The organism is Desulfosporosinus sp. FKA, assembly GCF_002196785.1.
In the GTDB taxonomy this organism is placed as follows: Bacteria; Bacillota; Desulfitobacteriia; order Desulfitobacteriales; family Desulfitobacteriaceae; genus Desulfosporosinus; species Desulfosporosinus acididurans.
Genome location: NZ_NAHZ01000027.1, coordinates 87353 through 108012 on the forward strand (window position 1 = coordinate 87353; position 20660 = coordinate 108012).

The window sequence follows — 20660 nt, forward strand, 5'->3', positions numbered from 1 at the left end:
GGAATTCTTCCTCTCTAATTGTGAAGGTCTGGTGAAGGAACGTCGATAGTTGGAGTTATATTCGCCTATCTGATTTCCGGCATCTGATCTCTGATATCTGAAATGGTGCAAAAGGTTGCTGGGCAGGTGACTCCGCTTGTCTGGGGAATTTTTGCGCTGGACCCGTGTAACGGGAATTAAGGAGGTAGAAGAAACAATGAGTCAAAAGATTAGAATTCGCTTAAAAGCTTTCGATCACAAAACTTTAGATCAATCTGCAGAACGTATTGTAGACACAGCAAAACGTACCGGAGCTCAGGTCAGCGGCCCGATTCCGCTCCCGACAGAGAAGAATATTTACACGATTTTGCGTTCGCCCCACGTTAATAAGGACTCAAGGGAACAATTCGAGATGCGGACCCATAAACGTTTAATCGATATCCTTGAACCAACCTCAAAAACTGTGGATGCATTAATGCGTTTGGATCTGCCTGCTGGGGTAGATATTGAAATAAAGCTTTAAAATCATAAGTTTTTGTAGCTTAATGAAAAAACTTATGATATAATAGGATGTGCTTGTCGCGAGAAACACCCGGTAGCGTGTAGAAATTCGCGGTAAGATAAATAAGGTGACGCTCTCGTGCACCAGAGTATTCTGGCGCACTTCAAAGCGTCTAGGAGGTGGCATTCGTGTCAAAAGGAATTCTAGGTAAGAAAATAGGAATGACCCAAGTCTTCACCAGTGAAGGTAAAGTTATTCCGGTCACAGTCGTGGAAGCAGGTCCCTGCCCGGTGGTTCAAAAGAAAACGGTTGCCTCAGACGGATATAATGCTATCCAATTAGGTTTTTCCGTACTTCGTGAAAGCCTGGCGAACAAGCCTCGCCAAGGACATTTTCAAAAGGCAAATTTAAAGCCTATGCGTTATGTCCGCGAATTTAAGGTTAATGACATTGACAATTATGAAATTGGTCAAGAAGTCAATGCGGACCTTTTTACAGTCGGCGATAAAGTGGATGTAGTTGGCATTTCAAGAGGTAAAGGCTTTCAAGGCATGATTAAGCGTAATGGTGCCAGTCGCGGACCGATGGCTCATGGATCAAAGTATCATCGCCGTTCAGGTTCCCTTGGCGCGAAGGGCCCGGCTCGAGTATTTAAAGGTCGTGTTTTGCCAGGCCGAATGGGTGGCGAACGTGTAACTGTACAAAACTTGGAGGTTATCCGAGTTGACTTAGATAAAAATTTGATCTTGATCAAAGGGGCTGTCCCAGGAGCGAAAAAATCATTGCTCATTCTGAAGCCTTCTGTCAAGGCGAACAAAGCGAAGTAGCACTGAGAAAGGAGGAATAAGCAATGCCTAAAGTTCAAGTAGTAAATATGCAAGGCGCACCTGTTGGTGAAATTGAACTTAGTGATAATGTCTTTGGAATAGAACCGAATGTTCCGGTTCTTCATTCAGCCGTAGTTTCCCAATTGGCTTCTCTTCGACAAGGAACACAATCTGCTCTGCTGCGTGGTGAAGTGCGCGGAGGCGGCCGTAAACCTTGGCGTCAAAAAGGAACTGGCCGTGCGCGTTCTGGTAGCTCACGCTCCCCGGTATGGAGAGGCGGCGGTGTTATATTCGCACCGAAACCACGGAAATATGGATTTAAATTACCGAAGAAAGTTCGACGATTGGCTTTGCATTCGGCGCTCTCTTCGAAGGTTATAGAACAGCAACTCATCATTTTGGACGATTTGAACCTCTCGGAAGTAAAGACTCGTGAAATCGTTAAACTTCTTAAAGCTCTTCAGGTTAACAAGAAGGCTATGATCGTTACAGATGAGGTTGACGAAGCGGTATCCCGTTCGGCTCGCAACATCGAGGGCGTAATTTCAATGGATGTTGCCGGAATGAATGTTTTGGATTTACTCAATCATGATGTCTTAGTAATGACCAAGGCTGCCGTATCAAAAACAGAGGAGGTGTTTGCGTAATGCGCGACGCACGTGAGGTCCTCAAAAGCCCGGTTATTTCTGAAAAATCCGTAGGCCTTGTAGAGGAAAACAAATACTCCTTCTGGGTTAATCCGGCTGCCAATAAAATTGAAATTAAAGCCGCAGTGGAAAAAATGTTCAAAGTTTCAGTGGTTGAAATTCGCACGATCAACGTTCGTGGAAAAATGAAACGGGTTGGCAAGTATGCCGGTAAAACCCCGAATCGTAAAAAAGCGATTGCTACGCTTAAAGCTGGAGATAGAATCGAAAACTTCGCAGGCCTGTAAGCAGCTTAAAGCAAAGGAGGAAAGAAACCTATGGCACTGAAGTCATTTAAACCAACTTCAGCTAGTCGACGTCAAATGACTGTATCGACGTTTGAAGAAATTACTAGAACTGAGCCGGAACGTTCCTTGTTAAAGCCGTTGCGCAAGAAGGCCGGTCGCAATAGCGAAGGTCATTTAAGCGTTCGCCACAAAGGCGGCGGACATAAAAGAATGTATCGCGAAATTGATTTCAAACGAAATAAAGATGGTATTCCAGCTCGGGTAGCTAGTATTGAATATGATCCTAATCGATCTGCCAATATTGCATTACTCAACTACAGAGATGGGTTCAAAGCCTATATTCTTGCCCCCAATGGATTGGAAATCGATCAAATGATCGTATCCGGACCTGAGGCAGATATCAAAGTGGGAAATACATTACCACTGAAAAATATACCGGTTGGTACTTTATTGCATAACATTGAGATGAAACCCGGCAAGGGAGCCCAAATGGTTCGAACTGCCGGAGCAGCGGCTCAATTAATGGCTAAAGAGGGCGCTTATGCCACTCTCCGTCTCCCTTCTGGAGAAATGCGCATGATTCGGCTCGAATGCCGAGCTACCATTGGCCAAGTTGGGAATTTGGACCATGAAAACATTAACATTGGTAAAGCTGGACGATCGCGTTGGTTGGGAATACGCCCGACGGTCCGTGGTTCTGTTATGAACCCATGTGATCACCCTCACGGCGGTGGTGAAGGTCGTAACTCGATCGGTCGTAACCCTGTTACACCTTGGGGAAAACCAGCCCTTGGTGCCAAGACTCGGAAGAAAAAGAATTTGTCGAATCGCTTTATTGTGAAACGGCGCAGTAAGTAGTCGAAAGGAGGCCCATGAATGAGCAGATCTGTAAAAAAAGGACCTTTCGTCGAAGCTCGTCTCCTCGCACGTGTTGACGCGATGAACGAATCCGGTGACAAGCGCGTTGTCAAGACATGGTCCAGACGCTCAACAATTTTCCCTCAAATGATTGGTTTTACTATTGCAGTTCATGATGGACGGAAACATGTTCCTATCTATATTACCGAAGATATGGTAGGGCATAAACTTGGCGAGTTCGCGCCGACTCGCACCTATAAGGGCCATGCTGGCAGTGAAAAGTCCAGCGGTCTACGATAAATCGAGAGGAGGCTAAAGACACATGCAAGCAAAAGCAGTGGCAAAATATGTACGTATCTCTCCTCGTAAGGTGCGCCAAGTTGTAAATTTGATCCGCGGCAAAAAGGTTAGTGATGCGTTCGCCATTCTTCAATTTACTGCTAAGGGATCAAGTGCTGATGTAACAAAGGTTCTCAAATCAGCAGTTGCAAATGCAGAGCATAATTATGACATGGATACGGATGAACTTATAATCACTCAAATTTGTGTGGACGAAGGACCGACTTTAAAACGCATTAAGCCAAGAGCTATGGGACGTGCTGACCAAATCCGCAAACGGACAAGTCACATTACCGTTGTTGTCGGCGAGAAGAAGGAGGACTAAAACTGTGGGTCAAAAGGTTAATCCCAAAGGCCTCCGCATCGGGATAATCCGTGATTGGGAAAGCCGATGGTATGCAGATAAAAACTACGTAGAACTTCTTCACGAAGACTTAAAAATTCGTGAATTCGTTAAAAATAAGCTTAAACAAGCTGGCTGTCCCAAAGTTGAGATTGAACGTGCGGCAAGCCGTATCAAGATATCAGTCTATGCTGCTAAACCGGGGATTGTCATCGGCCGCGGCGGTGCAGAAGTCGAAAATTTAAGGAAGCAGCTCGAAGCCATGACTGGCAAGCAAGTTGCAGTTAACATCGTTGAAATTAAAAAGCCTGAGTTGGATTCGCAATTAGTTGCCGAAAATATTGCCCAACAACTGGAAAAACGTGTATCCTTCCGTCGTGCCATGAAACAAACGGTCGGCAGGACCATGCGTCAAGGTTCATTGGGAATTAAAATTCAATGCAGCGGTCGTCTGGCTGGAGCCGAAATTGCCCGAACAGAATGGTATCATGAAGGTAAAGTGCCCCTTCATACCTTACGTGCTGATATAGACTACGGTTTTGCCGAAGCTAATACTACGTACGGTAAAATTGGTATCAAAGTTTGGATTTATAAAGGTGAGGTTCTTCCAGCGAAGAAGGTCGTCGCTCAGGTGGAAGGAGGAAACTAAATGTTAGTCCCAACCAGAGTGAAACATAGAAAACAGCATCGTGGTCGCTTGACTGGTAAGGCAACTCGAGGTACCACGATTACTTTTGGTCAATACGGTCTTGTAGCCCTGGAAAGCGGCTGGATTACCAATCGTCAGATTGAAGCCGCACGTATTGCTATGACTCGATATATTAAACGGGGCGGTCAAGTATGGATAAAGATTTTCCCAGATAAGCCAATTACGGCTAAACCGGCTGAAACTCGTATGGGCAGTGGTAAAGGTTCCCCGGAATATTGGGTAGCCGTTGTCAAACCAGGTCGTGTCATGTTTGAACTCGATGGTGTTGCTGAGGACGTCGCTCGCGAAGCTCTTCGTTTAGCAATGCACAAACTCCCGATCAAATGTAAGATCGCTTCCCGTGCAGATTTACTAGGAGGTGACGCAAATGAAAACTAAGGATATCCGTGATCTGACAGATGATGAAGTCGTTAAGCAGATTGATGATTACAAAACCGAACTGTTTAATTTGCGTTTCCAGTTGGCAACGGGACAACTTGATAACCCGATGCGAATCCGTGAAATCCGCAAAGGAATTGCTCGTGGCAAGACGATTTTGCGCGAACGTGAATTAAAGATTGAACGTTCTTAAGTTGAGAAAGGAGGCTTTTTAGCGTGGAAAGAGCCCAGCGTAAAGTTCGGATTGGCAAAGTAGTCAGCGACAAGATGGATAAAACTATTGTTGTCTCTGTAGAAATTACTGAAAGCCACCCTCTATATAAAAAGACATTTACTCGCACAAAGAAATTTAAAGCTCATGACGAGAATAATGAAGCTCATATCGGTGACACTGTTACAATCATGGAAACTCGCCGTTTAAGTAAGGATAAATGCTGGCGCATGGTTAAAGTTCTGGAAAGGGCTATTGCGCTCTAATCTATTGATATTTAGTTCGGAAGGGGGTCAAAGGGAATGATCCAGGTACAAACCAGGCTTCGGGTTGGAGACAACTCTGGTGCAAAAGAATTGATGTGTATTCGGGTGCTCGGGGGCTCAATGCGTCGGTATGCATCAATTGGAGATATTATTGTAGCTTCTGTTAAAGAGGCAACGCCAGGGGGCGTTGTTAAAAAAGGTGACGTCGTTAAGGCAGTTGTTGTCCGCACAAAGAAGGAAATTCGGCGTCCCGACGGTTCATATATCCGTTTCAGCGAGAATGCTGCCGTCATTATCAGAGATGACAAGAGTCCTCGTGGAACACGTATTTTTGGACCTGTTGCACGTGAACTGCGTGATAATTATATGAAAATTATTTCCCTGGCACCGGAAGTTATCTAAGACCCCATGACAGATGGAGGTGAAGAAAGTGACTGCTACTAAGCATAAAGTACAACCTAATAAACTACACGTTAAAAAAGGCGACTATGTCATGGTCATCAGCGGTAAAGATGCCGGAAAAAAAGGTAAAGTAATCGAAGTATTCCCGAAAAAGGGCCGCGTTGTCGTTGAAAAGGCTAATATTGTTAAACGTCATACAAAACCCTCTCAAGCGATGCCTCAAGGCGGCATTATTTCCAAGGAAGCTCCGATGGCCAGTTCCAACGTTATGCTATATTGCCAAGAGTGTAATTCCGTGACTCGTGTAAGTTTCAAGTTAACGGATAATGGAAAAGTTCGCGTCTGCAAGCATTGCGGAGTGAATCTTCCTGATAAACACTAATCGCGAAAGGAGGGACCCCAGTGGCTCGTCTAAAAGACAGATACATTAGTGAAATAGCTCCTGCGCTGCAGCAGAAGTTTGCTTATAAAAATGTTATGCAAATCCCTAAACTTGAAAAGATTGTGGTCAACATGGGTGTGGGAGAAGCTGTTCAAAACTCCAAAGCGATTGATTCTGCTGTAGGAGATCTGATGATTATTACAGGGCAAAAACCTATTGTGACCAGAGCGAAAAAATCGATTGCAGCTTTTAAACTTCGTGAAGGTATGCCTATCGGATGCAAGGTAACTCTTCGCGGTGAAAGAATGTATGAATTTATGGATCGCCTTTTAAGTGTGGCATTACCCCGCGTTCGTGACTTCCACGGAATTTCAGGTAAGGCGTTTGACGGACGAGGAAACTACACTTTAGGGATCAAGGAGCAATTGATTTTCCCAGAAATTGAGTATGACAAGATCGATAAGCTCCGTGGTATGGATGTAGTTTTCGTAACGACGGCAAAGACCGACGAAGAAGCGCGAGAGTTGCTTCGCGGATTCGGAATGCCGTATCGTGATTAAAGAAAGGGAGGTTCAAGAGCGTGGCTAAAACATCGATGGTTGTCCGCCAAAATCGCGGGCAAAAGTTCGCCGTACGTTCGCATAACCGTTGTAAGCTTTGTGGACGTCCCCATGCTTATATTCGGAAGTTTGGTATATGCCGGGTTTGCTTCCGGGAGTTGGCTCACAAAGGTGAACTTCCTGGGGTCACGAAGGCCAGTTGGTAATACTATTGTAAGGAAGGGGGACGACTGAAGTGTCAATGTCAGATCCGATTGCAGATTTTCTAACACGTATCCGCAACGCTGGGATGGTTTATCACGACAAGGTTGAGGTACCATCATCCCGGATTAAACGAGAACTTGCGGAGTTGCTTAAAGCCGAAGGCTACATTAAAGACGTTGAGTACATTGCGGACGATAAACAAGGTGTTATCCGGATGTATTTGAAATATGGTCCCAATCGTGAACGCGTTATCACTGGACTTAAGCGAATAAGCCGTCCAGGATTGCGTGTCTATGCGAAAAAGGATGAAATTCCCAAAGTTCTCGGAGGCCTCGGAGTTGCCATTATTTCAACTTCAAAGGGGATTATGACGGATAGAAAAGCCCGTAAAGAGGGTCTTGGAGGAGAAGTAATCTCCTATATTTGGTAATTATCGCAATGGGAGGTGCAGTGAATGTCCAGAATTGGTAAGCGTCCCATTGGAATCCCCAATGGCGTCGACATCAAAATAGAGGATAACTTGGTCACTGTAAAGGGTCCTAAAGGCACCCTGAGCAGACAAATTCATTCGTTAATGACGGTCACAGTAGAAAATTCACAGGTCACTGTCACTCGAGCCGATGATGAACCTTTGAGCCGATCCTTACATGGGTTGTCTCGCACTTTGATTGCCAATATGGTAGAAGGTGTGACAAACGGGTTCACTAAAGGACTTGATATGGTTGGTGTTGGCTACCGTGCAGCCAAGCAAGGCAACAAGCTTGTTTTAACGGTCGGTAAATCCCACCCTGTGGAATTAGTACCTTTTGAAGGTATTGATTTCGAAGTTCCAGCTCCCAATAAGATCCTGATTAAAGGAATGGATAAGGAGCTTGTCGGAGCTTTTGCGGCTGTTGTCCGCTCAGAACGACTGCCTGAGCCCTATAAAGGCAAAGGAATTAAGTATGAAACTGAAGTTGTTCGTCGTAAAGTTGGTAAGACCGGCGGTAAAAAGGGCGGCGCTAAGAAATAATCCAAAATAGCAAGGGCCAAATCTCTTGCAGTTCTGAAAGGAGTGTGTACCCTTTGATTAAGCGCATTGATCGAAAGGCTCTTCGCATTAAAAAGCATAAGAGTATCCGCAAAACTATAACCGGCGTCGCAGATCGTCCGCGTTTGGCTGTATTTCGGAGCTTGAATCATATCTACGCTCAAGTGATCAATGATGAGCTTGGTGTGACACTGGCAGCTGCATCTTCCCTTGATCCGGAATTTAAAGCAGCAAACCTGTCCGGTGGAAATACTTCCGGAGCTCAAAAAGTCGGCGAGATGATCGCAAAAAAAGCTCTTGAAAAGGGGATTACGCAGGTTGTTTTCGATCGTGGAGGCAATCTCTATCATGGCCGAATCGCTGCGTTAGCAGAATCAGCACGTGAAGCTGGGCTCAGCTTTTAAGCTAGGGTAAAGGAGGGAAAAATCAAATTGGCTAAATTCGAAGCAAACAAGTCGGAGTTGAATGAAAGGGTCGTTCATATAGCTCGAGTTGCTAAAGTTGTAAAGGGCGGACGCCGCTTTAGTTTCAGTGCCCTCGTTGTTGTCGGCGATGGTCATGGACGTGTAGGAGCTGGATTAGGCAAAGCTGGCGAAGTTCCTGAGGCTATCCGCAAGGGAGTCGAAGATGCGAAGAAGAACCTTCTTTCCATCCCTATGCATGGATCAACCATTACACATCCTATTTTAGGAATATTTGGCGCAGGACAAGTTTTGTTAAAGCCAGCTTCCAAAGGAACTGGTGTTATTGCTGGAGGCGCAGTTCGTGCGGTTCTTGAAGCTGCAGGCGTGCATGATATCTTAGCAAAGTCTTTGGGTTCGGCAAACGCGCATAATATGGTCAATGCGACAATGGCTGCGTTAAAATCTCTTAAGCGTCCAGATGAGATTGCCAAACTCCGAGGTAAAAACGTAGAAGAAATTCTAGGTTAAGGAGGGTTGGTCATGAAAATTAAAGTGACGCTGACGAAGAGTCCGATTGGTTATTCAAAGGCGCAGCATAAAGTTTTGCAAGCACTTGGTCTGGGAAAAGTTGGCTCAAGTGCTGTTCATGAAGACTCCCCAAGCATTTTAGGGATGATTCATAAATGTATGCATTTAGTAACAGTCGAACAAGTTCAATAGAAGGAGGTGTGGTCGAGTATGAAACTGCATGATCTTAAGCCTGCTGAAGGATCGACTCATGCCCCGAAACGTCTTGGGCGTGGAATTGGATCAGGTAACGGCAAAACGGCCGGCAAAGGGCATAAAGGACAAAATGCCCGTGCAGGCGGAGGTGTCCGTCCCGGTTTTGAAGGCGGACAAAATCCACTTTATCGCAGAATGCCGAAACGTGGCTTTAAAAATATTTTCAGAAAAGAAATTGTTGCTCTGAATGTTCGTGATTTAGAACGTTTTGAAAACGGAACGGTAATCACCCTTGAGCTCCTCTTAGAGAGCGGTCTCATTAAGGCTGTAAAAGATGGTGTTAAGATTTTAGCAACGGGGGAATTAACCAAAGCTTTGACCGTCAAGATTGACAAAGTCAGCCCTGCCGCGGCAGAAAAGATAGTTGCAGCTGGTGGCAAAGTAGAGGTGGAGTAGGATGATTTTCGATTCCCTGAAGAATGCGTGGAATGTAGCGGATCTCAGGAAGAAAATCGGTTACACTCTTCTTATGTTCCTGATCTTCCGTATCGGAGCACATATTCCCATTCCCTTTGTTAATCATGAAGTTTTAAAGAATATGCTTGGAACCGGGGGCATGTTTGATTTTATGGACACGCTCTCCGGGGGCTCCTTCAAACGACTAACAGTATTTGCCTTAAGCATTACTCCTTATGTTACAGCTTCTATCATTCTACAGTTGCTGACGATAGTAATCCCATCTTTAGAAAGACTCTCTAAAGAAGGCGATTATGGCCATAAAAAGATTACCCAATATACACGATATTGCACCGTAGTTTTGGGTTTTATTCAGGCCTTCGGTCTCACCTTTGGGATCCGCAGCGCCTTAATGGTTCCCAACTCCCCTTGGAAGTGGGGTATTTACTTTTTAGTGGCTCTCGTCTTAACTGCTGGAACAGCGTTTTTAATGTGGCTTGGTGAAGCGATAACAGAGAACGGTGTTGGAAATGGTATCTCGCTGATTATTTTTGCAGGTATTGTTTCGCGTGTACCTGATGCTCTTAAATACTTGTATAGTTTGTTTACGGTTCATGAGATCAATGTCTTTTCGCTTCTTGGCTTGGCGGTCATTGTGGTATTTATTATCGCAGGAGTTGTCTATGTTCAGGAAGGAACTCGACGAGTGTCGGTTCAATATGCGAAACGAGTTGTTGGTCGACGGGTGTATGGAGGACAAAGCAGTCACATTCCCTTGAAGGTTAATCAAGCCGGTGTTATTCCGGTTATCTTCGCGATTTCTTTGCTCGCCTTTCCGCAGACGATTGCAACATGGATGCCAACTTCTGGATTTGCGAGATTTGTCAACACTTGGTTCAGCATGAATGGGTCGGTTCAGTCCATCCCCTATTTGCTGGTCTACGCAGTGCTCATAATATTCTTTACTTACTTCTATACGGCTGTTACGTTTAATCCGGTGGATGTAGCGGACAACTTGAAGAAGTATGGAGGATTTATCCCTGGCCTTCGTCCTGGGCGTCCTACGGCTGAATATCTATCCAAGATTCTAAGCCGGATTACGCTGGCAGGCGGCATATTCCTTGCATTGATAGCAATTCTACCGACAATAGTCATGGGACTGACGGGTCTAAAAAACATCTATTTTGGTGGTACTTCCCTTTTGATCGTAGTTGGGGTTGCGCTTGAAACGATGAAACAGATCGAATCCCAGCTTATGTCAAGGCATTATCAAGGGTTTATGAAGTAAAGGAGGAATAGAGATGAAAATTATATTAATGGGCGGTCCAGGAGCAGGTAAAGGTACTCAAGCAGGTCCACTGGTGGAAAAATATCATTTTCCTCATATCTCCACAGGTGATATGTTCCGTGCGGCAATTAAAGAAGGAACAGCTTTAGGATTAAAAGCGAAGTCCTATATGGATGCCGGCGGATTGGTTCCGGATGAAGTTACCATTGGAATCGTTGCAGAGCGATTAGCACAACCGGATTGTGCTGAAGGGTTCCTTCTTGATGGGTTCCCGCGTACACTGGCTCAAGGGAATGCTTTAAATGAGATCTTGGATAGTCTTGGTATGAAGCTTGATGGCGTCATTAATATTGAAGTAGCCGAGGATGTCTTAATTCCGCGTCTAACCGGACGCCGCGTCTGCCGTAAATGTGGAGCTTCATATCATATGGTTTTCAATCCTCCCCAACAGGAAGGTGTCTGTGGCCAGTGCGGAGGAGAGCTTTATCAACGCTCCGACGATACTGTGGAAACAGCCAAGAATCGCTTAAACGTTTACAATCAACAGACTGAGCCCTTGATCAATTTCTATCAACAACAGGGTCTGCTGAAACGAATCAATGGTGATCAGCCAATCGATAAAGTCTTTGCGGATATTCTCAAGGCCTTGGGCTAATTTACCATGATTGAGCTTAAAAATGCCAGCCAGTTTAAGCGTATGCGTAAAGCAGGGAAAATTGTGGCCGATGCTCTCGCATTAATGCGTGAGGTCGCAAAGCCTGGGATTACGACGCTTGAATTGGATCGCAGGGCAGAGGAATATATTCGTGCTCAAGGTGCAATTCCTGCATTTAAAGGTTACAATGGATTTCCGGCGACACTCTGTACATCGGTTAATGAACAGGTTGTTCATGGAATCCCAAGTTTAAGGAGTTTAGAATCTGGAGATATTATCAGTATTGATTGTGGAGCGGTCATTGATGGATATTTCGGAGATGCTGCTCTAACTCTGCCAATCGGCGATGTTGATGATAATCTCTTAAAACTCTTAAAGGTAACTGAAGAATCACTAATGTTCGGTATTGCTCAGGCGAAAGTTGGAAATCGACTTTATGATATATCACACGCAGTTCAAAAGCATGTAGAAGACAATGGCTTTTCGATTGTGCGTGATTATGTCGGGCACGGAATTGGCCGAGCCATGCACGAGGATCCGCAGATCCCTAATTTTGGCAAGCCTGGCCGGGGGCCACGACTCGAGGTTGGTATGGCCTTGGCTATTGAGCCCATGGTAAACATGGGGACGTATGAAGTGCTGACGCTGAAGGATCACTGGACTGTGGTCACGAAGGATAAGAAGCCGTCGGCTCATTTCGAGCACACAGTCGCAATTACGGAAAATGGCTTGGAAATTCTAACTCGAAGTTAGGTCTATACCGTAGGATTGTCAGAGGAGGGGAATTTAAGTATGTCTAAAGAAGACGTTATTGAAGTAGAAGGTAAAGTATTAGAGCCATTGCCAAACGCGATGTTTTCCGTTGAATTGCCTAACGGACACAAAGTACTGGCCCATGTCTCTGGTAAAATACGCATGAATTTTATTAGGATTCTTCCCGGCGATCGGGTGACGGTGGAACTTTCTCCCTACGACCTGTCACGGGGCAGAATCACTTATAGGTTTAAGTAAGTCAAGGGAGGGATTACGGTGAAAGTAAAGCCTTCTGTTAAAACCATCTGCGAAAAATGTAAAATCATTCGCAGACATGGTAAGATCATGGTCATTTGCGAAAACCCGAAGCACAAACAACGCCAAGGGTAAATAGTTTCGGTTGCGCGGCTGATTGGAGATTTTCTCTAATGCACCGATTTTTATAATGGTAAGAGCTGAAAACATTGGAGGTGTAAATTTTAGATGGCACGTATCGCTGGGGTTGATTTACCGCGCGAGAAACGTATAGAAGTTGCCTTGACCTATATTTATGGCATTGGGCTTCCGACTTCACATAAGATTCTCGCCAAAACAGGTGTGAGTCCAGATGTCCGAGTGCGTGACTTGTCAGAAGACGAAGTCGGCAAGCTTCGGGAAGTTATTGATAAAGAGTTCAAAATTGAAGGCGATTTGCGTCGCGAAGTTTCCCTCAATATCAAGCGTCTGATGGAAATTGGTTGCTATCGTGGTTTGCGTCATCGTCGGGGACTTCCCGTGAGAGGACAACGCACGAAAACCAATGCTCGTACTCGTAAGGGTCCGGCTAAAACTGTCGGAGCAAAACGTAAGAAGTAATAAGGAGGGATAACCGAGATGGCACGTAAAGTTGTCCGGACAAAGCGCCGGGAACGTAAGAATATTGACAGTGGAATTGCCCATATCAAATCCACCTTCAACAACACCATGGTGACCATTACGGATACCAGCGGGAACGCACTCTCCTGGTCAAGTGCAGGTTCCTTAGGGTTTAAAGGTTCACGTAAGAGCACTCCATTTGCAGCACAAATGGCTGCAGAGACTTGTGCAAAGGTTGCAATGGAACATGGTTTGAAAGATGTTGAATGTTATGTAAAAGGTCCTGGAGCAGGACGTGAAGCTGCCATTCGTGCGCTGCAAGCTGCAGGCTTAGAAGTTAACTTAATCAAAGATGTGACACCGATTCCACATAATGGTTGTCGGCCACCAAAACGCAGAAGGGTATAGGAGGTGTGTAATCATGGCTAGATATACTGGACCAGTTTGTCGCTTATGTCGGCGTGAAGGTATGAAGTTATTCCTTAAAGGAGAACGTTGCTATACTGGAAAATGTGCTATTGACCGTCGTGCTTACGCCCCCGGACAGCACGGTCAGGCTCGTGGCAAGAAGCCTACTGAGTATGGTCTTCAGTTGCGTGAAAAACAAAAAGCCCGTCGTTTATATGGTGTCATGGAAAAACAATTCCAACACTATTTTGATGAGGCAGCTCGCCGCAAAGGAGTTACTGGTGAGAACTTATTAGTCTTGTTAGAACGACGCATGGATAATGTCGTATTCCACTTAGGTTTTGCTTCATCCCGTCCGGAAGCACGTCAACTCGTCAGTCATGGCCACTTTACCATAAATGGCAAACGAGTCGATATACCTTCCTATTCAGTACGTGTTGGTGAAGTTATTGCTGTTAAAGAAGGCAGCAAGAGCTCACCCAGAATGAAAGAACTTCTGGAAAACTTAGGCACACGTACTGTTCCGGGATGGTTAAGCTTGGATGCAAATGCAGCTGCAGGAACCGTTGTTGCGCTTCCTACTCGTGAAGATATTCAACTTCCAATTCAAGAACACCTCATCGTGGAGAAATACTCCCGTTAATGTTGACGTTCTGCCCTTTTGGGTCGGATGGATTGTATATCAAGTTCTCGAGAAAGAAGGTGCATTCCGATGTTAGAAATCGAGAAGCCCAGAATCGAGTGTGTCGAGCGTTCTGAAGATGACTCCTATGCAAAATTTGTAGTTGAGCCTTTGGAAAGGGGTTACGGGATCACCTTAGGAAACTCACTAAGACGGATCCTGTTATCCTCTCTTGAAGGGTCAGCGGTTACTTCAGTCAAAATTGAAGGGGTACTCCATGAGTTTTCCACGATTCCGGGTGTCTTAGAAGATGTTACTGACATCATTCTTAATTTAAAGTCCTTAGCCTTAAAAGGTTATACAGACGAACCCAGAGTCATTCGTTTAGAATCCCAGCATGAAGGGATTGTGACGGCGGGAGATATCATAACAGACCCAGATATTGAGATTCTAAACCGTGACTTAAAAATTGCTACTTTAGATCATGATGGCCGATTATTTATGGAAATGACGGTAGAACGCGGACGTGGTTACGTTTCTGCTGACAGAAATAAGAAGCCTGATCAAGTTATAGGAGTTATTCCTATTGACTCAATCTTTGCTCCTATTTACAAGGTTAACTATACCGTAGAGGACACTCGGGTAGGGCAAACTACGGATTACGACAAGTTAACCCTTGAAGTATGGTCTAATGGCAGTATTTCTCCAGAAGAGGCTACAAGTTCGGCAGCAAAAATTTTGAGCGATCACCTGCGCCTCTTTATGGGACTTACAGATAAACTCAATAATGTTGAAATCATGGTAGAAAAAGAAGAAGAAGCTAAAGATAAAATCCTCGAGATGACGATTGAGGAATTGGATCTATCTGTCCGTTCTTACAATTGCCTGAAACGTGCAGGAATTAACTCCGTTGAAGAGTTGACTCAAAAAACGGAGGAAGACATGATAAAAGTACGTAACCTTGGTCGTAAGTCTTTAGAAGAAGTGGAATTCAAGCTTAAAGACTTAGGTTTATCGTTCCGCCCGTCTGAGGACTAATTCGGTGCAAAAGGAGGGAATGTAATGGCTTACCGCAAGTTGGGAAGAAACTCAGGTCATCGCGGAGCAATGTTGCGCAACATTGTCACTTCCCTATTACGACACGAACGTATTGAAACGACCGAAGCACGCGCCAAGGAACTTAGTTCAATTGCTGAAAAGATGATTACGCTTGGAAAGCAAGGCGATCTGGCAGCACGTCGCTTAACGATGTCTTATCTAATGGATGAGGATGTTGTTAAAAAATTATTTGATACCATTGCGCCAAAGTATGCTGACCGTCAGGGAGGCTATACTCGTATTATGAAACTCGGCATGCGCCGGGGAGATGCTGCGTCTTTGGTTATCGTTGAACTCGTCTAGAAGCGAGTTGCTAAAGGCCGGGTTGCTTACAAGTTAAGCGCCCGGCCTTTGCTAACTTTAGGGAGTGGTTTCTTGAACTCAGCGAAGGTTCTCGAACTTCAAAACCTTTATTATGGTGACATCCTCAAAGGAGTCACTATGAACTGGCGAAAAGGAGAAATCCTTGCCCTGATGGGGTTGAACGGTGCAGGTAAGTCGACCTTGGCTCGATTGCTTGCTGGTCTAATTGCACCCAATAAAGGTGAGATCCGCTTGCAGGAAAATGGCAGAATTCTTCCTTGGGAGGCCGTTGAGCGATGGCGTGAAATAGGCTTTATAGGCCAACATCCAAGGCGGCAGACCATTGGGGCAACGGTTGCTGAAGAGTTGGGTTTTGGGCTAATTAACCTTGGCATGGATCAAAAGACTGTACGTTACCATGTGTCACAATTGACAAGGGAGATTGGTTTGCAGGGTAAAGAGAATCAGTCTCCCGCAACGCTATCCGGCGGGCAACGCCAAAGACTTGTCACAGCTGCGATTTTGGCTCTTCAACCATCTTTCTTAATCTTGGATGAGGCGCTGAGCATGCTTGATGCTAAGGCTCAAGATAGCATATTAGAGCTCTTAAGAAAAGCACGGACTACGACAGGACAGCTATGGATTACACATGATTCGGAACTGGCACGACAGGCAGACAGATTGTTAGTTCTACACGATGGATCTCTTGTCGATTGGGGCAATCCCAGAGATGCTTTTGAACGCCATTATGCGGAACTCTCAATTTTTGAAGCGAAGCAGCAAAGTCACGAATTTTCAGAGTTGAAAGCAGGACCAAGGAAAGAGGATCAACGTCGGATTTTAGTATGGGAAGAGGCAGACTTCAATTCACGTTTGAAGATTAATAAGTCCATAAAACCCGGTGAATTTTTGGCAATCGTGGGACCTTCAGGAGCTGGTAAAACAACAATTTTAGAAAGCGTTTATGGCTTTACCCTGGCGGCCAAAGGGCAATTATTGGTTAACGGGGAAGTAATGAACAAGCATAATAGCGGCGATTTGCGGCGAAAAATGGGCTTCGTCCTGCAAGAGGCGGGAGAATATCTAATCGGCCGCAGTGTATCCGAGGAAATATTCTACCATCAGCAGAGGACTGCCGCTAAATCTCCCAGCGCAGAGCAGGAATTGTATTTGAACCGCTATGGAATCCCTGCTCATCTGGCAAGGGTTGCTCCTGAAAGGCTGAGCGGCGGCGAGCGACAAAAAGTCGCTTTGGCAGCTGCCATGAAGACCTTACCGGAGATTTTATTGCTGGATGAACCATTGCTCGGCCTGGATGCGAAGAGCAGGGAAAGTATACAGAGGTTAATTTTCTCCCTCCGGGAAATTACAATTCTATTCGTAACCCATGATCTTAGAGACGTGTTGGGGGCAGCTGACCGGATTTGGCTCGTCGAAAACGGCGAAATCGTGCTTGATTGCCTCGTCGAGGAGTGGGGCAACTACAGGGACGAATTCATCCGCTCTGGAGTGCACTGTTAGGAGGGGGACGATGGATTCTCAGGAACTTTATTGGTTCAGCGATAGTGTTCTTCACCGGCTGGACCCAAGGTTAAAGGTGGGCGGATTGGCGATTTTGTCACTCCTCCTGACGTTGACTCGTTGGCAGGGATTAGTTCTAACGTCATTGGCACTTGTGGGGCTGGTGATCATAAGCCACACTCCTTTGAGGTTATTTCGGGGGATGACGTTTGTTCTCCTATGGTTAGGGTTATTTTATGGTGTCGCTGCAGGGTGGGTCTGGGGTCAATCAGCTTCTTTTTGGCAAGGGCACTGGTCGCAGGCAGGTTTATTGCAGGCGGTTTTCATGCTCTGGCGTATAACCCTAATTTTTGGTTTGACCAGGCTCTTTGCGGCAGTAACCCTCCCTATGGAACAAGGTCTGGGAATTGTCTATTTTTTCGCGCCCCTGACCAGTCTTTCAACTAAAGCAGCAGAATTTGCTCTTTTACTGACTCTGACTTTGCGTTTTATTCCGCTTCTGGGTGAAGAAGCAGCATTAATCTGGAAAGCGAGAATGATAAAGGGAAATTGGCCAGCCACATGGCTGCGGCGTTCATGGGAGATATGCCAGCTTATTGTTCCCTTAATTCTTATCAGTTTAAAGCGAGCAGAAGAACTTGGAGAAACTATGTTAGCCCGCGGATATGGTTCAGGCAGCTTTAGAACGTTCTTAATTCATGAAAGAACCGCAATGGACTGGTGGGGCGGAATTGCCGTTGGATTATGGGGAGTGCTGCTGTTAATCTGGCACTAAAACGGGACTTCGTGGAGGTTGGTGGCATACGATGCGAAACATACGGCTCAAGGTAGCCTATGACGGTACAAATTATCATGGCTTTCAGCGCCAGATCAAAACAGCAGGGCCTACGATCCAAGGAACCTTAGAAGACGTATGGCAGCGACTGGTGGATGAAAAGGTGACTCTAGCTATGGCGGGACGGACCGATGCAGGTGTTCATGCTTCCGGCCAGATTGTTAATTTTGAAACAGAAGCAAGAATACCGGAAGATAAAATTCCTAAGGCTTTTAATAGTTTGCTTCCTAAGGATATACGTATTCTTCTGGCAGAGAATGTTCCCTTCGATTTTAATGCACGCTGGTCTGCAGTGTGGAAGCGCTATGATTACCAGATCGATAATCGGCGAATACCGGATGTCTTTAATCGGTTATATACCTGGCATATTCCTGTACCTCTTAATATTTCTAACATGCAAGCTGCTGCAAACTTCCTGGAAGGAAGGCATAATTTTAAAACGTTCGCCGCTGCCGGAGGCGACAGTAAAACCTTTGAACGAACGCTTTATCGCTGTCAAGTACGGTTTGATCAGGATTTGATCCGTGTAACTTGTGTTGGTGACGGATTCTTATACCATATGGTAAGGATCATTGTTGGTACACTCGTTGATGTCGGAAGAGGGCGAATTAGTCCCGAAGAGATACCGGATATTATTAAGAGTCAAGAGCGGAGACGTGCCCGCTTGATTGCTTCAGCCCATGGTTTGTTTCTAACGCATGTGAATTACACTGAGGAAAGTCCTTTTGAAGTATTTCCCGATCTTAATCCTAAGTAAAATCATAGGTATTAATACTCTTTTGTCAGCTTGAATCGTGTAACAGAGTCTGGAAGACGAAAAAATGTCTTTCATATAGAACTTGACAAGGAATTGACTTGACAAGGAAAGAAAATCTAAATAAAATAGCATTATGAGTTTTTATGTCATGGCTGTGCTTGAGCCCCATAACCTTGACATATCACGAGCATGATTGAGCCCCATGAGCGTGAAACAAAACGGAAACTGATAATTTTTGGAGGGAAAGTCATGACTACGTTTTTTGCGAAGGCGCAGGACCAAGAGCGCAAATGGTATATCATTGACGCTGCAGGTATCCCTTTGGGCCGTGTTGCCACAGAAGCAGCACGTATCCTAAGAGGTAAACATAAACCAACTTTTACCCCGAATGTCGATACAGGGGATCACGTTATTATTATTAATGCAGAAAAGTTATTACTCACGGGTAATAAATTAAATGCTAAACTTTATCGTCGTCACTCCGGCTTTCCTGGTGGATTGAAAGAGATCCCCTACAAGAAGCTGATGAAAACCATGCCTGAACGTGCGATGGAACATGCTGTTAAGGGAATGCTTCCTCATAACAGGTTGGGCGCTCAAATGTACACTAAGTTAAAAGTGTACAAGGGAGAATCACACCCTCATCAAGCTCAACAACCTGAAGTTTGGACAATACAGTAGGTTTAGGAAGGAGGAAGAATAACTATGGCAACTCAATTACAATATGCGGCAACAGGCCGCCGCAAGAACGCTATTGCTCGCGTTCGTCTTATTCCCGGTGAAGGGAAATTTACGATTAATAAACGCGAATTATCCGAATACTTCGGTAAGAAGACTTTAGAAATGATTGTTCAGCAGCCATTTAATATAACGGATACTCTCGCAAAATATGATGTTATTGCTCTTGCTCACGGAGGCGGAACCACCGGTCAAGCCGGTGCAATTCGTCTCGGAATAGCTCGTGCTTTATTGAAGGCTGATGCAAGTCTTCGTCCAAGCTTGAAACGCGCCGGTTTCCTGACTCGTGACCCACGAATGAAGGAACGTCGTAAATACGGCTTGAAGAAAGCCCGTAAGGCTCCACAATTCTCTAAACGTTAATTATCAGAACCCCTCAGGCCTTCTTGGTTTGGGGGGTTTGTCTTTTTACTCTAAAGTGATCTGCTCAACGCATATTTTCCTCCCTCTCCCCATATTGTAGTGACGGAATAGATGGGGAGGGTGAGGAAAATGAAAACAATCCGGGTAGTTGCTTTTAAACCTCGAAAAGCGTTAATCATAGGCAGCATTCTAATGGTGTGTTTAATTCTTGCCGCAGCTTGGAAATTAGAAGGCACAAACCAAAAAATATGGAGCTGGACGCTTGGTCATCGAGTGGTTGTTATTGACGCAGGTCATGGCGGAGTTGATCCCGGAGCTGTAGGAAAAAACAAAGTCTTAGAAAAAAATATTACCTTAGCGGTAGCGAAACGTCTGCAAGCTCATATACAGCAATGCGGCGCCAAAACAATTATGGTTCGTGAAGAGGATAAAGATTTAGGAACATCCCAAGGACTTTTAAAACGGAAACGAGAAGATTTGGCTCAACGAATTCAATTGGCAATGGAAGCTCAAGCCGAGGTGTTTATAAGCATTCATGCTAATAGTTTTCCCAATGAAAAATTGACTGGAGCTCAAACGTTTTATAATGCAGATTCAGCGGAAGGAAAAATATTAGCGCAAGCTATTCAAGAAAAATTGAATCTAATGACGAAGGGCAAACGGCTTATTAAAGCTAATAAAGATATCTATATCCTCAAAAAAGCCCATCAGGCAGCCGTCACCGTTGAAGTCGGTTTCTTGTCGAACCCTGCTGAAGAGCAATTATTAACAACTCCGGAGTATCAGGAGACATTGGCTGTCGCAATATATCAAGGTTTAAACGAGTATTTTAGTAAACAAACAGCAAATCAGCATTGATTCAAGATTTTAAAGTCATATCATCTGTTCTCAGCTAAATTGAACAACGAGACTTCGATGGGGAAGTCGAGAGGAATCTGAATATTCGTTGCGCTGAAA

At 45.0% G+C, this 20660-nt stretch carries 37 protein-coding genes; all 37 read left to right on the plus strand.

Annotated features, from left to right (window positions below; translation table 11 throughout):
• Positions 1-196 precede the first annotated feature (196 nt).
• The 37 genes from rpsJ (at position 197) to B5771_RS10235 (ending at position 20561) form a co-directional block, all read left to right on the plus strand.
• Positions 197-502 (plus strand): 30S ribosomal protein S10, encoded by a 306-nt coding sequence (gene rpsJ / locus B5771_RS10055; protein ID WP_088187398.1) that lies wholly within the window; start codon positions 197-199, stop codon positions 500-502.
• A gap of 167 nt (positions 503-669) precedes the next feature.
• A complete protein-coding gene (gene rplC / locus B5771_RS10060; protein WP_047808627.1) occupies positions 670-1308 on the plus strand; it encodes a 50S ribosomal protein L3 in 639 nt (212 codons plus the stop codon).
• A 23-nt stretch (positions 1309-1331) separates the two neighbouring features.
• Complete coding sequence (gene rplD / locus B5771_RS10065) at positions 1332-1955, plus strand: 50S ribosomal protein L4 (RefSeq protein ID WP_088187399.1); 624 nt, start codon at positions 1332-1334, stop codon at positions 1953-1955.
• The gene (locus B5771_RS10070) at positions 1955-2242 is read left to right on the plus strand and encodes a 50S ribosomal protein L23 (RefSeq protein ID WP_047808629.1); all 288 of its coding nucleotides are present in this window, start codon (positions 1955-1957) and stop codon (positions 2240-2242) included. The genes rplD and B5771_RS10070 overlap by 1 nt, the downstream gene beginning before the upstream one ends.
• A gap of 30 nt (positions 2243-2272) precedes the next feature.
• Positions 2273-3100, plus strand: coding sequence for a 50S ribosomal protein L2 (gene rplB, locus B5771_RS10075; protein WP_047808630.1), 828 nt, complete (start codon positions 2273-2275; stop codon positions 3098-3100).
• A gap of 18 nt (positions 3101-3118) precedes the next feature.
• Positions 3119-3400 (plus strand): 30S ribosomal protein S19, encoded by a 282-nt coding sequence (gene rpsS, locus B5771_RS10080; RefSeq protein WP_047808631.1) that lies wholly within the window; start codon positions 3119-3121, stop codon positions 3398-3400.
• A gap of 22 nt (positions 3401-3422) precedes the next feature.
• Complete coding sequence (gene rplV, locus B5771_RS10085; RefSeq protein ID WP_047808632.1) at positions 3423-3764, plus strand: 50S ribosomal protein L22; 342 nt, start codon at positions 3423-3425, stop codon at positions 3762-3764.
• 4 nt (positions 3765-3768) lie between these two features.
• Entirely contained in the window at positions 3769-4431 is a 663-nt protein-coding gene (rpsC, locus tag B5771_RS10090; protein ID WP_047808633.1) for a 30S ribosomal protein S3, read from the plus strand.
• A complete protein-coding gene (gene rplP / locus B5771_RS10095; RefSeq protein WP_088187400.1) occupies positions 4432-4869 on the plus strand; it encodes a 50S ribosomal protein L16 in 438 nt (145 codons plus the stop codon).
• Positions 4859-5062 carry a 50S ribosomal protein L29 gene (gene rpmC, locus B5771_RS10100; protein ID WP_047808634.1) on the plus strand — a complete coding sequence of 68 codons (204 nt, stop codon included), beginning with the start codon at positions 4859-4861 and terminating at the stop codon, positions 5060-5062. Before rplP ends, rpmC begins: the two co-directional genes overlap by 11 nt.
• A 23-nt stretch (positions 5063-5085) precedes the next feature.
• Complete coding sequence (gene rpsQ / locus B5771_RS10105; RefSeq protein WP_053006266.1) at positions 5086-5346, plus strand: 30S ribosomal protein S17; 261 nt, start codon at positions 5086-5088, stop codon at positions 5344-5346.
• Positions 5347-5382: 36 nt separating this feature from the next.
• Positions 5383-5748 carry a 50S ribosomal protein L14 gene (gene rplN / locus B5771_RS10110; protein WP_047808635.1) on the plus strand — a complete coding sequence of 122 codons (366 nt, stop codon included), beginning with the start codon at positions 5383-5385 and terminating at the stop codon, positions 5746-5748.
• Between the two features lie 13 nt (positions 5749-5761).
• A complete protein-coding gene (gene rplX, locus B5771_RS10115; protein ID WP_088187401.1) occupies positions 5762-6130 on the plus strand; it encodes a 50S ribosomal protein L24 in 369 nt (122 codons plus the stop codon).
• A gap of 20 nt (positions 6131-6150) precedes the next feature.
• A complete protein-coding gene (gene rplE, locus B5771_RS10120) occupies positions 6151-6690 on the plus strand; it encodes a 50S ribosomal protein L5 (protein WP_047808637.1) in 540 nt (179 codons plus the stop codon).
• A 20-nt stretch (positions 6691-6710) separates the two neighbouring features.
• Positions 6711-6896, plus strand: coding sequence for a type Z 30S ribosomal protein S14 (locus B5771_RS10125; protein WP_083995860.1), 186 nt, complete (start codon positions 6711-6713; stop codon positions 6894-6896).
• 29 nt (positions 6897-6925) lie between these two features.
• Positions 6926-7324, plus strand: coding sequence for a 30S ribosomal protein S8 (gene rpsH, locus B5771_RS10130; RefSeq protein ID WP_047808639.1), 399 nt, complete (start codon positions 6926-6928; stop codon positions 7322-7324).
• Positions 7325-7348: 24 nt separating this feature from the next.
• A complete protein-coding gene (gene rplF / locus B5771_RS10135; protein WP_047808640.1) occupies positions 7349-7906 on the plus strand; it encodes a 50S ribosomal protein L6 in 558 nt (185 codons plus the stop codon).
• 53 nt (positions 7907-7959) lie between these two features.
• A complete protein-coding gene (gene rplR, locus B5771_RS10140; protein ID WP_088187402.1) occupies positions 7960-8328 on the plus strand; it encodes a 50S ribosomal protein L18 in 369 nt (122 codons plus the stop codon).
• Positions 8329-8355: 27 nt separating this feature from the next.
• Complete coding sequence (gene rpsE, locus B5771_RS10145; RefSeq protein ID WP_047808642.1) at positions 8356-8856, plus strand: 30S ribosomal protein S5; 501 nt, start codon at positions 8356-8358, stop codon at positions 8854-8856.
• 12 nt (positions 8857-8868) lie between these two features.
• Positions 8869-9048 (plus strand): 50S ribosomal protein L30, encoded by a 180-nt coding sequence (gene rpmD / locus B5771_RS10150; RefSeq protein WP_014825587.1) that lies wholly within the window; start codon positions 8869-8871, stop codon positions 9046-9048.
• An 18-nt stretch (positions 9049-9066) separates the two neighbouring features.
• A complete protein-coding gene (rplO, locus tag B5771_RS10155; protein WP_088187403.1) occupies positions 9067-9507 on the plus strand; it encodes a 50S ribosomal protein L15 in 441 nt (146 codons plus the stop codon).
• A 1-nt stretch (position 9508) separates the two neighbouring features.
• On the plus strand, positions 9509-10795 hold the full coding sequence (gene secY / locus B5771_RS10160) for a preprotein translocase subunit SecY (RefSeq protein ID WP_088187404.1): 1287 nt from the start codon (positions 9509-9511) through the stop codon (positions 10793-10795).
• A gap of 13 nt (positions 10796-10808) precedes the next feature.
• Positions 10809-11450: an adenylate kinase gene (locus B5771_RS10165; RefSeq protein WP_088187405.1), complete on the plus strand. Its 642-nt coding sequence runs from the start codon at positions 10809-10811 to the stop codon at positions 11448-11450.
• A 6-nt stretch (positions 11451-11456) separates the two neighbouring features.
• A complete protein-coding gene (gene map / locus B5771_RS10170) occupies positions 11457-12203 on the plus strand; it encodes a type I methionyl aminopeptidase (protein ID WP_088187406.1) in 747 nt (248 codons plus the stop codon).
• Between the two features lie 39 nt (positions 12204-12242).
• Positions 12243-12461, plus strand: a complete 219-nt coding sequence (gene infA, locus B5771_RS10175; RefSeq protein ID WP_014825592.1) for a translation initiation factor IF-1 — start codon at positions 12243-12245, stop codon at positions 12459-12461.
• An 18-nt stretch (positions 12462-12479) separates the two neighbouring features.
• Positions 12480-12593, plus strand: coding sequence for a 50S ribosomal protein L36 (gene rpmJ, locus B5771_RS10180; protein ID WP_083995862.1), 114 nt, complete (start codon positions 12480-12482; stop codon positions 12591-12593).
• A 93-nt stretch (positions 12594-12686) separates the two neighbouring features.
• Complete coding sequence (rpsM, locus tag B5771_RS10185; RefSeq protein WP_047808647.1) at positions 12687-13058, plus strand: 30S ribosomal protein S13; 372 nt, start codon at positions 12687-12689, stop codon at positions 13056-13058.
• 18 nt (positions 13059-13076) lie between these two features.
• Positions 13077-13466 (plus strand): 30S ribosomal protein S11, encoded by a 390-nt coding sequence (rpsK, locus tag B5771_RS10190; RefSeq protein ID WP_088187407.1) that lies wholly within the window; start codon positions 13077-13079, stop codon positions 13464-13466.
• Between the two features lie 13 nt (positions 13467-13479).
• Positions 13480-14109 carry a 30S ribosomal protein S4 gene (gene rpsD, locus B5771_RS10195; protein ID WP_088187408.1) on the plus strand — a complete coding sequence of 210 codons (630 nt, stop codon included), beginning with the start codon at positions 13480-13482 and terminating at the stop codon, positions 14107-14109.
• A 69-nt stretch (positions 14110-14178) separates the two neighbouring features.
• Positions 14179-15126 (plus strand): DNA-directed RNA polymerase subunit alpha, encoded by a 948-nt coding sequence (locus B5771_RS10200; RefSeq protein ID WP_047808649.1) that lies wholly within the window; start codon positions 14179-14181, stop codon positions 15124-15126.
• Between the two features lie 24 nt (positions 15127-15150).
• Complete coding sequence (rplQ, locus tag B5771_RS10205) at positions 15151-15489, plus strand: 50S ribosomal protein L17 (protein WP_047808650.1); 339 nt, start codon at positions 15151-15153, stop codon at positions 15487-15489.
• A 72-nt stretch (positions 15490-15561) separates the two neighbouring features.
• The gene (locus tag B5771_RS10210) at positions 15562-17010 is read left to right on the plus strand and encodes an ATP-binding cassette domain-containing protein (RefSeq protein WP_088187409.1); all 1449 of its coding nucleotides are present in this window, start codon (positions 15562-15564) and stop codon (positions 17008-17010) included.
• 10 nt (positions 17011-17020) lie between these two features.
• Positions 17021-17785: an energy-coupling factor transporter transmembrane component T gene (locus B5771_RS10215; RefSeq protein WP_088187410.1), complete on the plus strand. Its 765-nt coding sequence runs from the start codon at positions 17021-17023 to the stop codon at positions 17783-17785.
• A 31-nt stretch (positions 17786-17816) separates the two neighbouring features.
• Positions 17817-18602: a tRNA pseudouridine(38-40) synthase TruA gene (gene truA, locus B5771_RS10220; protein ID WP_088187411.1), complete on the plus strand. Its 786-nt coding sequence runs from the start codon at positions 17817-17819 to the stop codon at positions 18600-18602.
• 249 nt (positions 18603-18851) lie between these two features.
• Positions 18852-19283 (plus strand): 50S ribosomal protein L13, encoded by a 432-nt coding sequence (gene rplM / locus B5771_RS10225; RefSeq protein ID WP_088187412.1) that lies wholly within the window; start codon positions 18852-18854, stop codon positions 19281-19283.
• Positions 19284-19307: 24 nt separating this feature from the next.
• The gene (gene rpsI / locus B5771_RS10230) at positions 19308-19703 is read left to right on the plus strand and encodes a 30S ribosomal protein S9 (RefSeq protein WP_047808654.1); all 396 of its coding nucleotides are present in this window, start codon (positions 19308-19310) and stop codon (positions 19701-19703) included.
• A 129-nt stretch (positions 19704-19832) separates the two neighbouring features.
• Positions 19833-20561: an N-acetylmuramoyl-L-alanine amidase gene (locus tag B5771_RS10235; RefSeq protein WP_088187413.1), complete on the plus strand. Its 729-nt coding sequence runs from the start codon at positions 19833-19835 to the stop codon at positions 20559-20561.
• Positions 20562-20660: the final 99 nt, after the last annotated feature.

What these genes read in the sequence shown, in the direction of transcription:
- rpsK (WP_088187407.1), top strand. Translation starts at nt 13,077, where the DNA reads ATGGCACGTAAAGTTGTCCGGACAAAGCGCCGGGAACGTAAGAATATT.
- B5771_RS10165 (WP_088187405.1), top strand. Translation starts at nt 10,809, where the DNA reads ATGAAAATTATATTAATGGGCGGTCCAGGAGCAGGTAAAGGTACTCAA.
- rplB (WP_047808630.1), top strand. Translation starts at nt 2,273, where the DNA reads ATGGCACTGAAGTCATTTAAACCAACTTCAGCTAGTCGACGTCAAATG.
- rplO (WP_088187403.1), top strand. Translation starts at nt 9,067, where the DNA reads ATGAAACTGCATGATCTTAAGCCTGCTGAAGGATCGACTCATGCCCCG.
- rpsD (WP_088187408.1), top strand. Translation starts at nt 13,480, where the DNA reads ATGGCTAGATATACTGGACCAGTTTGTCGCTTATGTCGGCGTGAAGGT.
- B5771_RS10070 (WP_047808629.1), top strand. Translation starts at nt 1,955, where the DNA reads ATGCGCGACGCACGTGAGGTCCTCAAAAGCCCGGTTATTTCTGAAAAA.
- rplP (WP_088187400.1), top strand. Translation starts at nt 4,432, where the DNA reads ATGTTAGTCCCAACCAGAGTGAAACATAGAAAACAGCATCGTGGTCGC.
- rplM (WP_088187412.1), top strand. Translation starts at nt 18,852, where the DNA reads ATGACTACGTTTTTTGCGAAGGCGCAGGACCAAGAGCGCAAATGGTAT.
- rpsI (WP_047808654.1), top strand. Translation starts at nt 19,308, where the DNA reads ATGGCAACTCAATTACAATATGCGGCAACAGGCCGCCGCAAGAACGCT.
- truA (WP_088187411.1), top strand. Translation starts at nt 17,817, where the DNA reads ATGCGAAACATACGGCTCAAGGTAGCCTATGACGGTACAAATTATCAT.
- infA (WP_014825592.1), top strand. Translation starts at nt 12,243, where the DNA reads ATGTCTAAAGAAGACGTTATTGAAGTAGAAGGTAAAGTATTAGAGCCA.
- rplX (WP_088187401.1), top strand. Translation starts at nt 5,762, where the DNA reads ATGGAGGTGAAGAAAGTGACTGCTACTAAGCATAAAGTACAACCTAAT.
- B5771_RS10215 (WP_088187410.1), top strand. Translation starts at nt 17,021, where the DNA reads ATGGATTCTCAGGAACTTTATTGGTTCAGCGATAGTGTTCTTCACCGG.
- rpsS (WP_047808631.1), top strand. Translation starts at nt 3,119, where the DNA reads ATGAGCAGATCTGTAAAAAAAGGACCTTTCGTCGAAGCTCGTCTCCTC.
- rpsJ (WP_088187398.1), top strand. Translation starts at nt 197, where the DNA reads ATGAGTCAAAAGATTAGAATTCGCTTAAAAGCTTTCGATCACAAAACT.
- rpmD (WP_014825587.1), top strand. Translation starts at nt 8,869, where the DNA reads ATGAAAATTAAAGTGACGCTGACGAAGAGTCCGATTGGTTATTCAAAG.
- rplV (WP_047808632.1), top strand. Translation starts at nt 3,423, where the DNA reads ATGCAAGCAAAAGCAGTGGCAAAATATGTACGTATCTCTCCTCGTAAG.
- rplF (WP_047808640.1), top strand. Translation starts at nt 7,349, where the DNA reads ATGTCCAGAATTGGTAAGCGTCCCATTGGAATCCCCAATGGCGTCGAC.
- rpsM (WP_047808647.1), top strand. Translation starts at nt 12,687, where the DNA reads ATGGCACGTATCGCTGGGGTTGATTTACCGCGCGAGAAACGTATAGAA.
- rplD (WP_088187399.1), top strand. Translation starts at nt 1,332, where the DNA reads ATGCCTAAAGTTCAAGTAGTAAATATGCAAGGCGCACCTGTTGGTGAA.
- rplQ (WP_047808650.1), top strand. Translation starts at nt 15,151, where the DNA reads ATGGCTTACCGCAAGTTGGGAAGAAACTCAGGTCATCGCGGAGCAATG.
- B5771_RS10235 (WP_088187413.1), top strand. Translation starts at nt 19,833, where the DNA reads ATGAAAACAATCCGGGTAGTTGCTTTTAAACCTCGAAAAGCGTTAATC.
- secY (WP_088187404.1), top strand. Translation starts at nt 9,509, where the DNA reads ATGATTTTCGATTCCCTGAAGAATGCGTGGAATGTAGCGGATCTCAGG.
- B5771_RS10200 (WP_047808649.1), top strand. Translation starts at nt 14,179, where the DNA reads ATGTTAGAAATCGAGAAGCCCAGAATCGAGTGTGTCGAGCGTTCTGAA.
- rpmC (WP_047808634.1), top strand. Translation starts at nt 4,859, where the DNA reads ATGAAAACTAAGGATATCCGTGATCTGACAGATGATGAAGTCGTTAAG.
- rplN (WP_047808635.1), top strand. Translation starts at nt 5,383, where the DNA reads ATGATCCAGGTACAAACCAGGCTTCGGGTTGGAGACAACTCTGGTGCA.
- map (WP_088187406.1), top strand. Translation starts at nt 11,457, where the DNA reads ATGATTGAGCTTAAAAATGCCAGCCAGTTTAAGCGTATGCGTAAAGCA.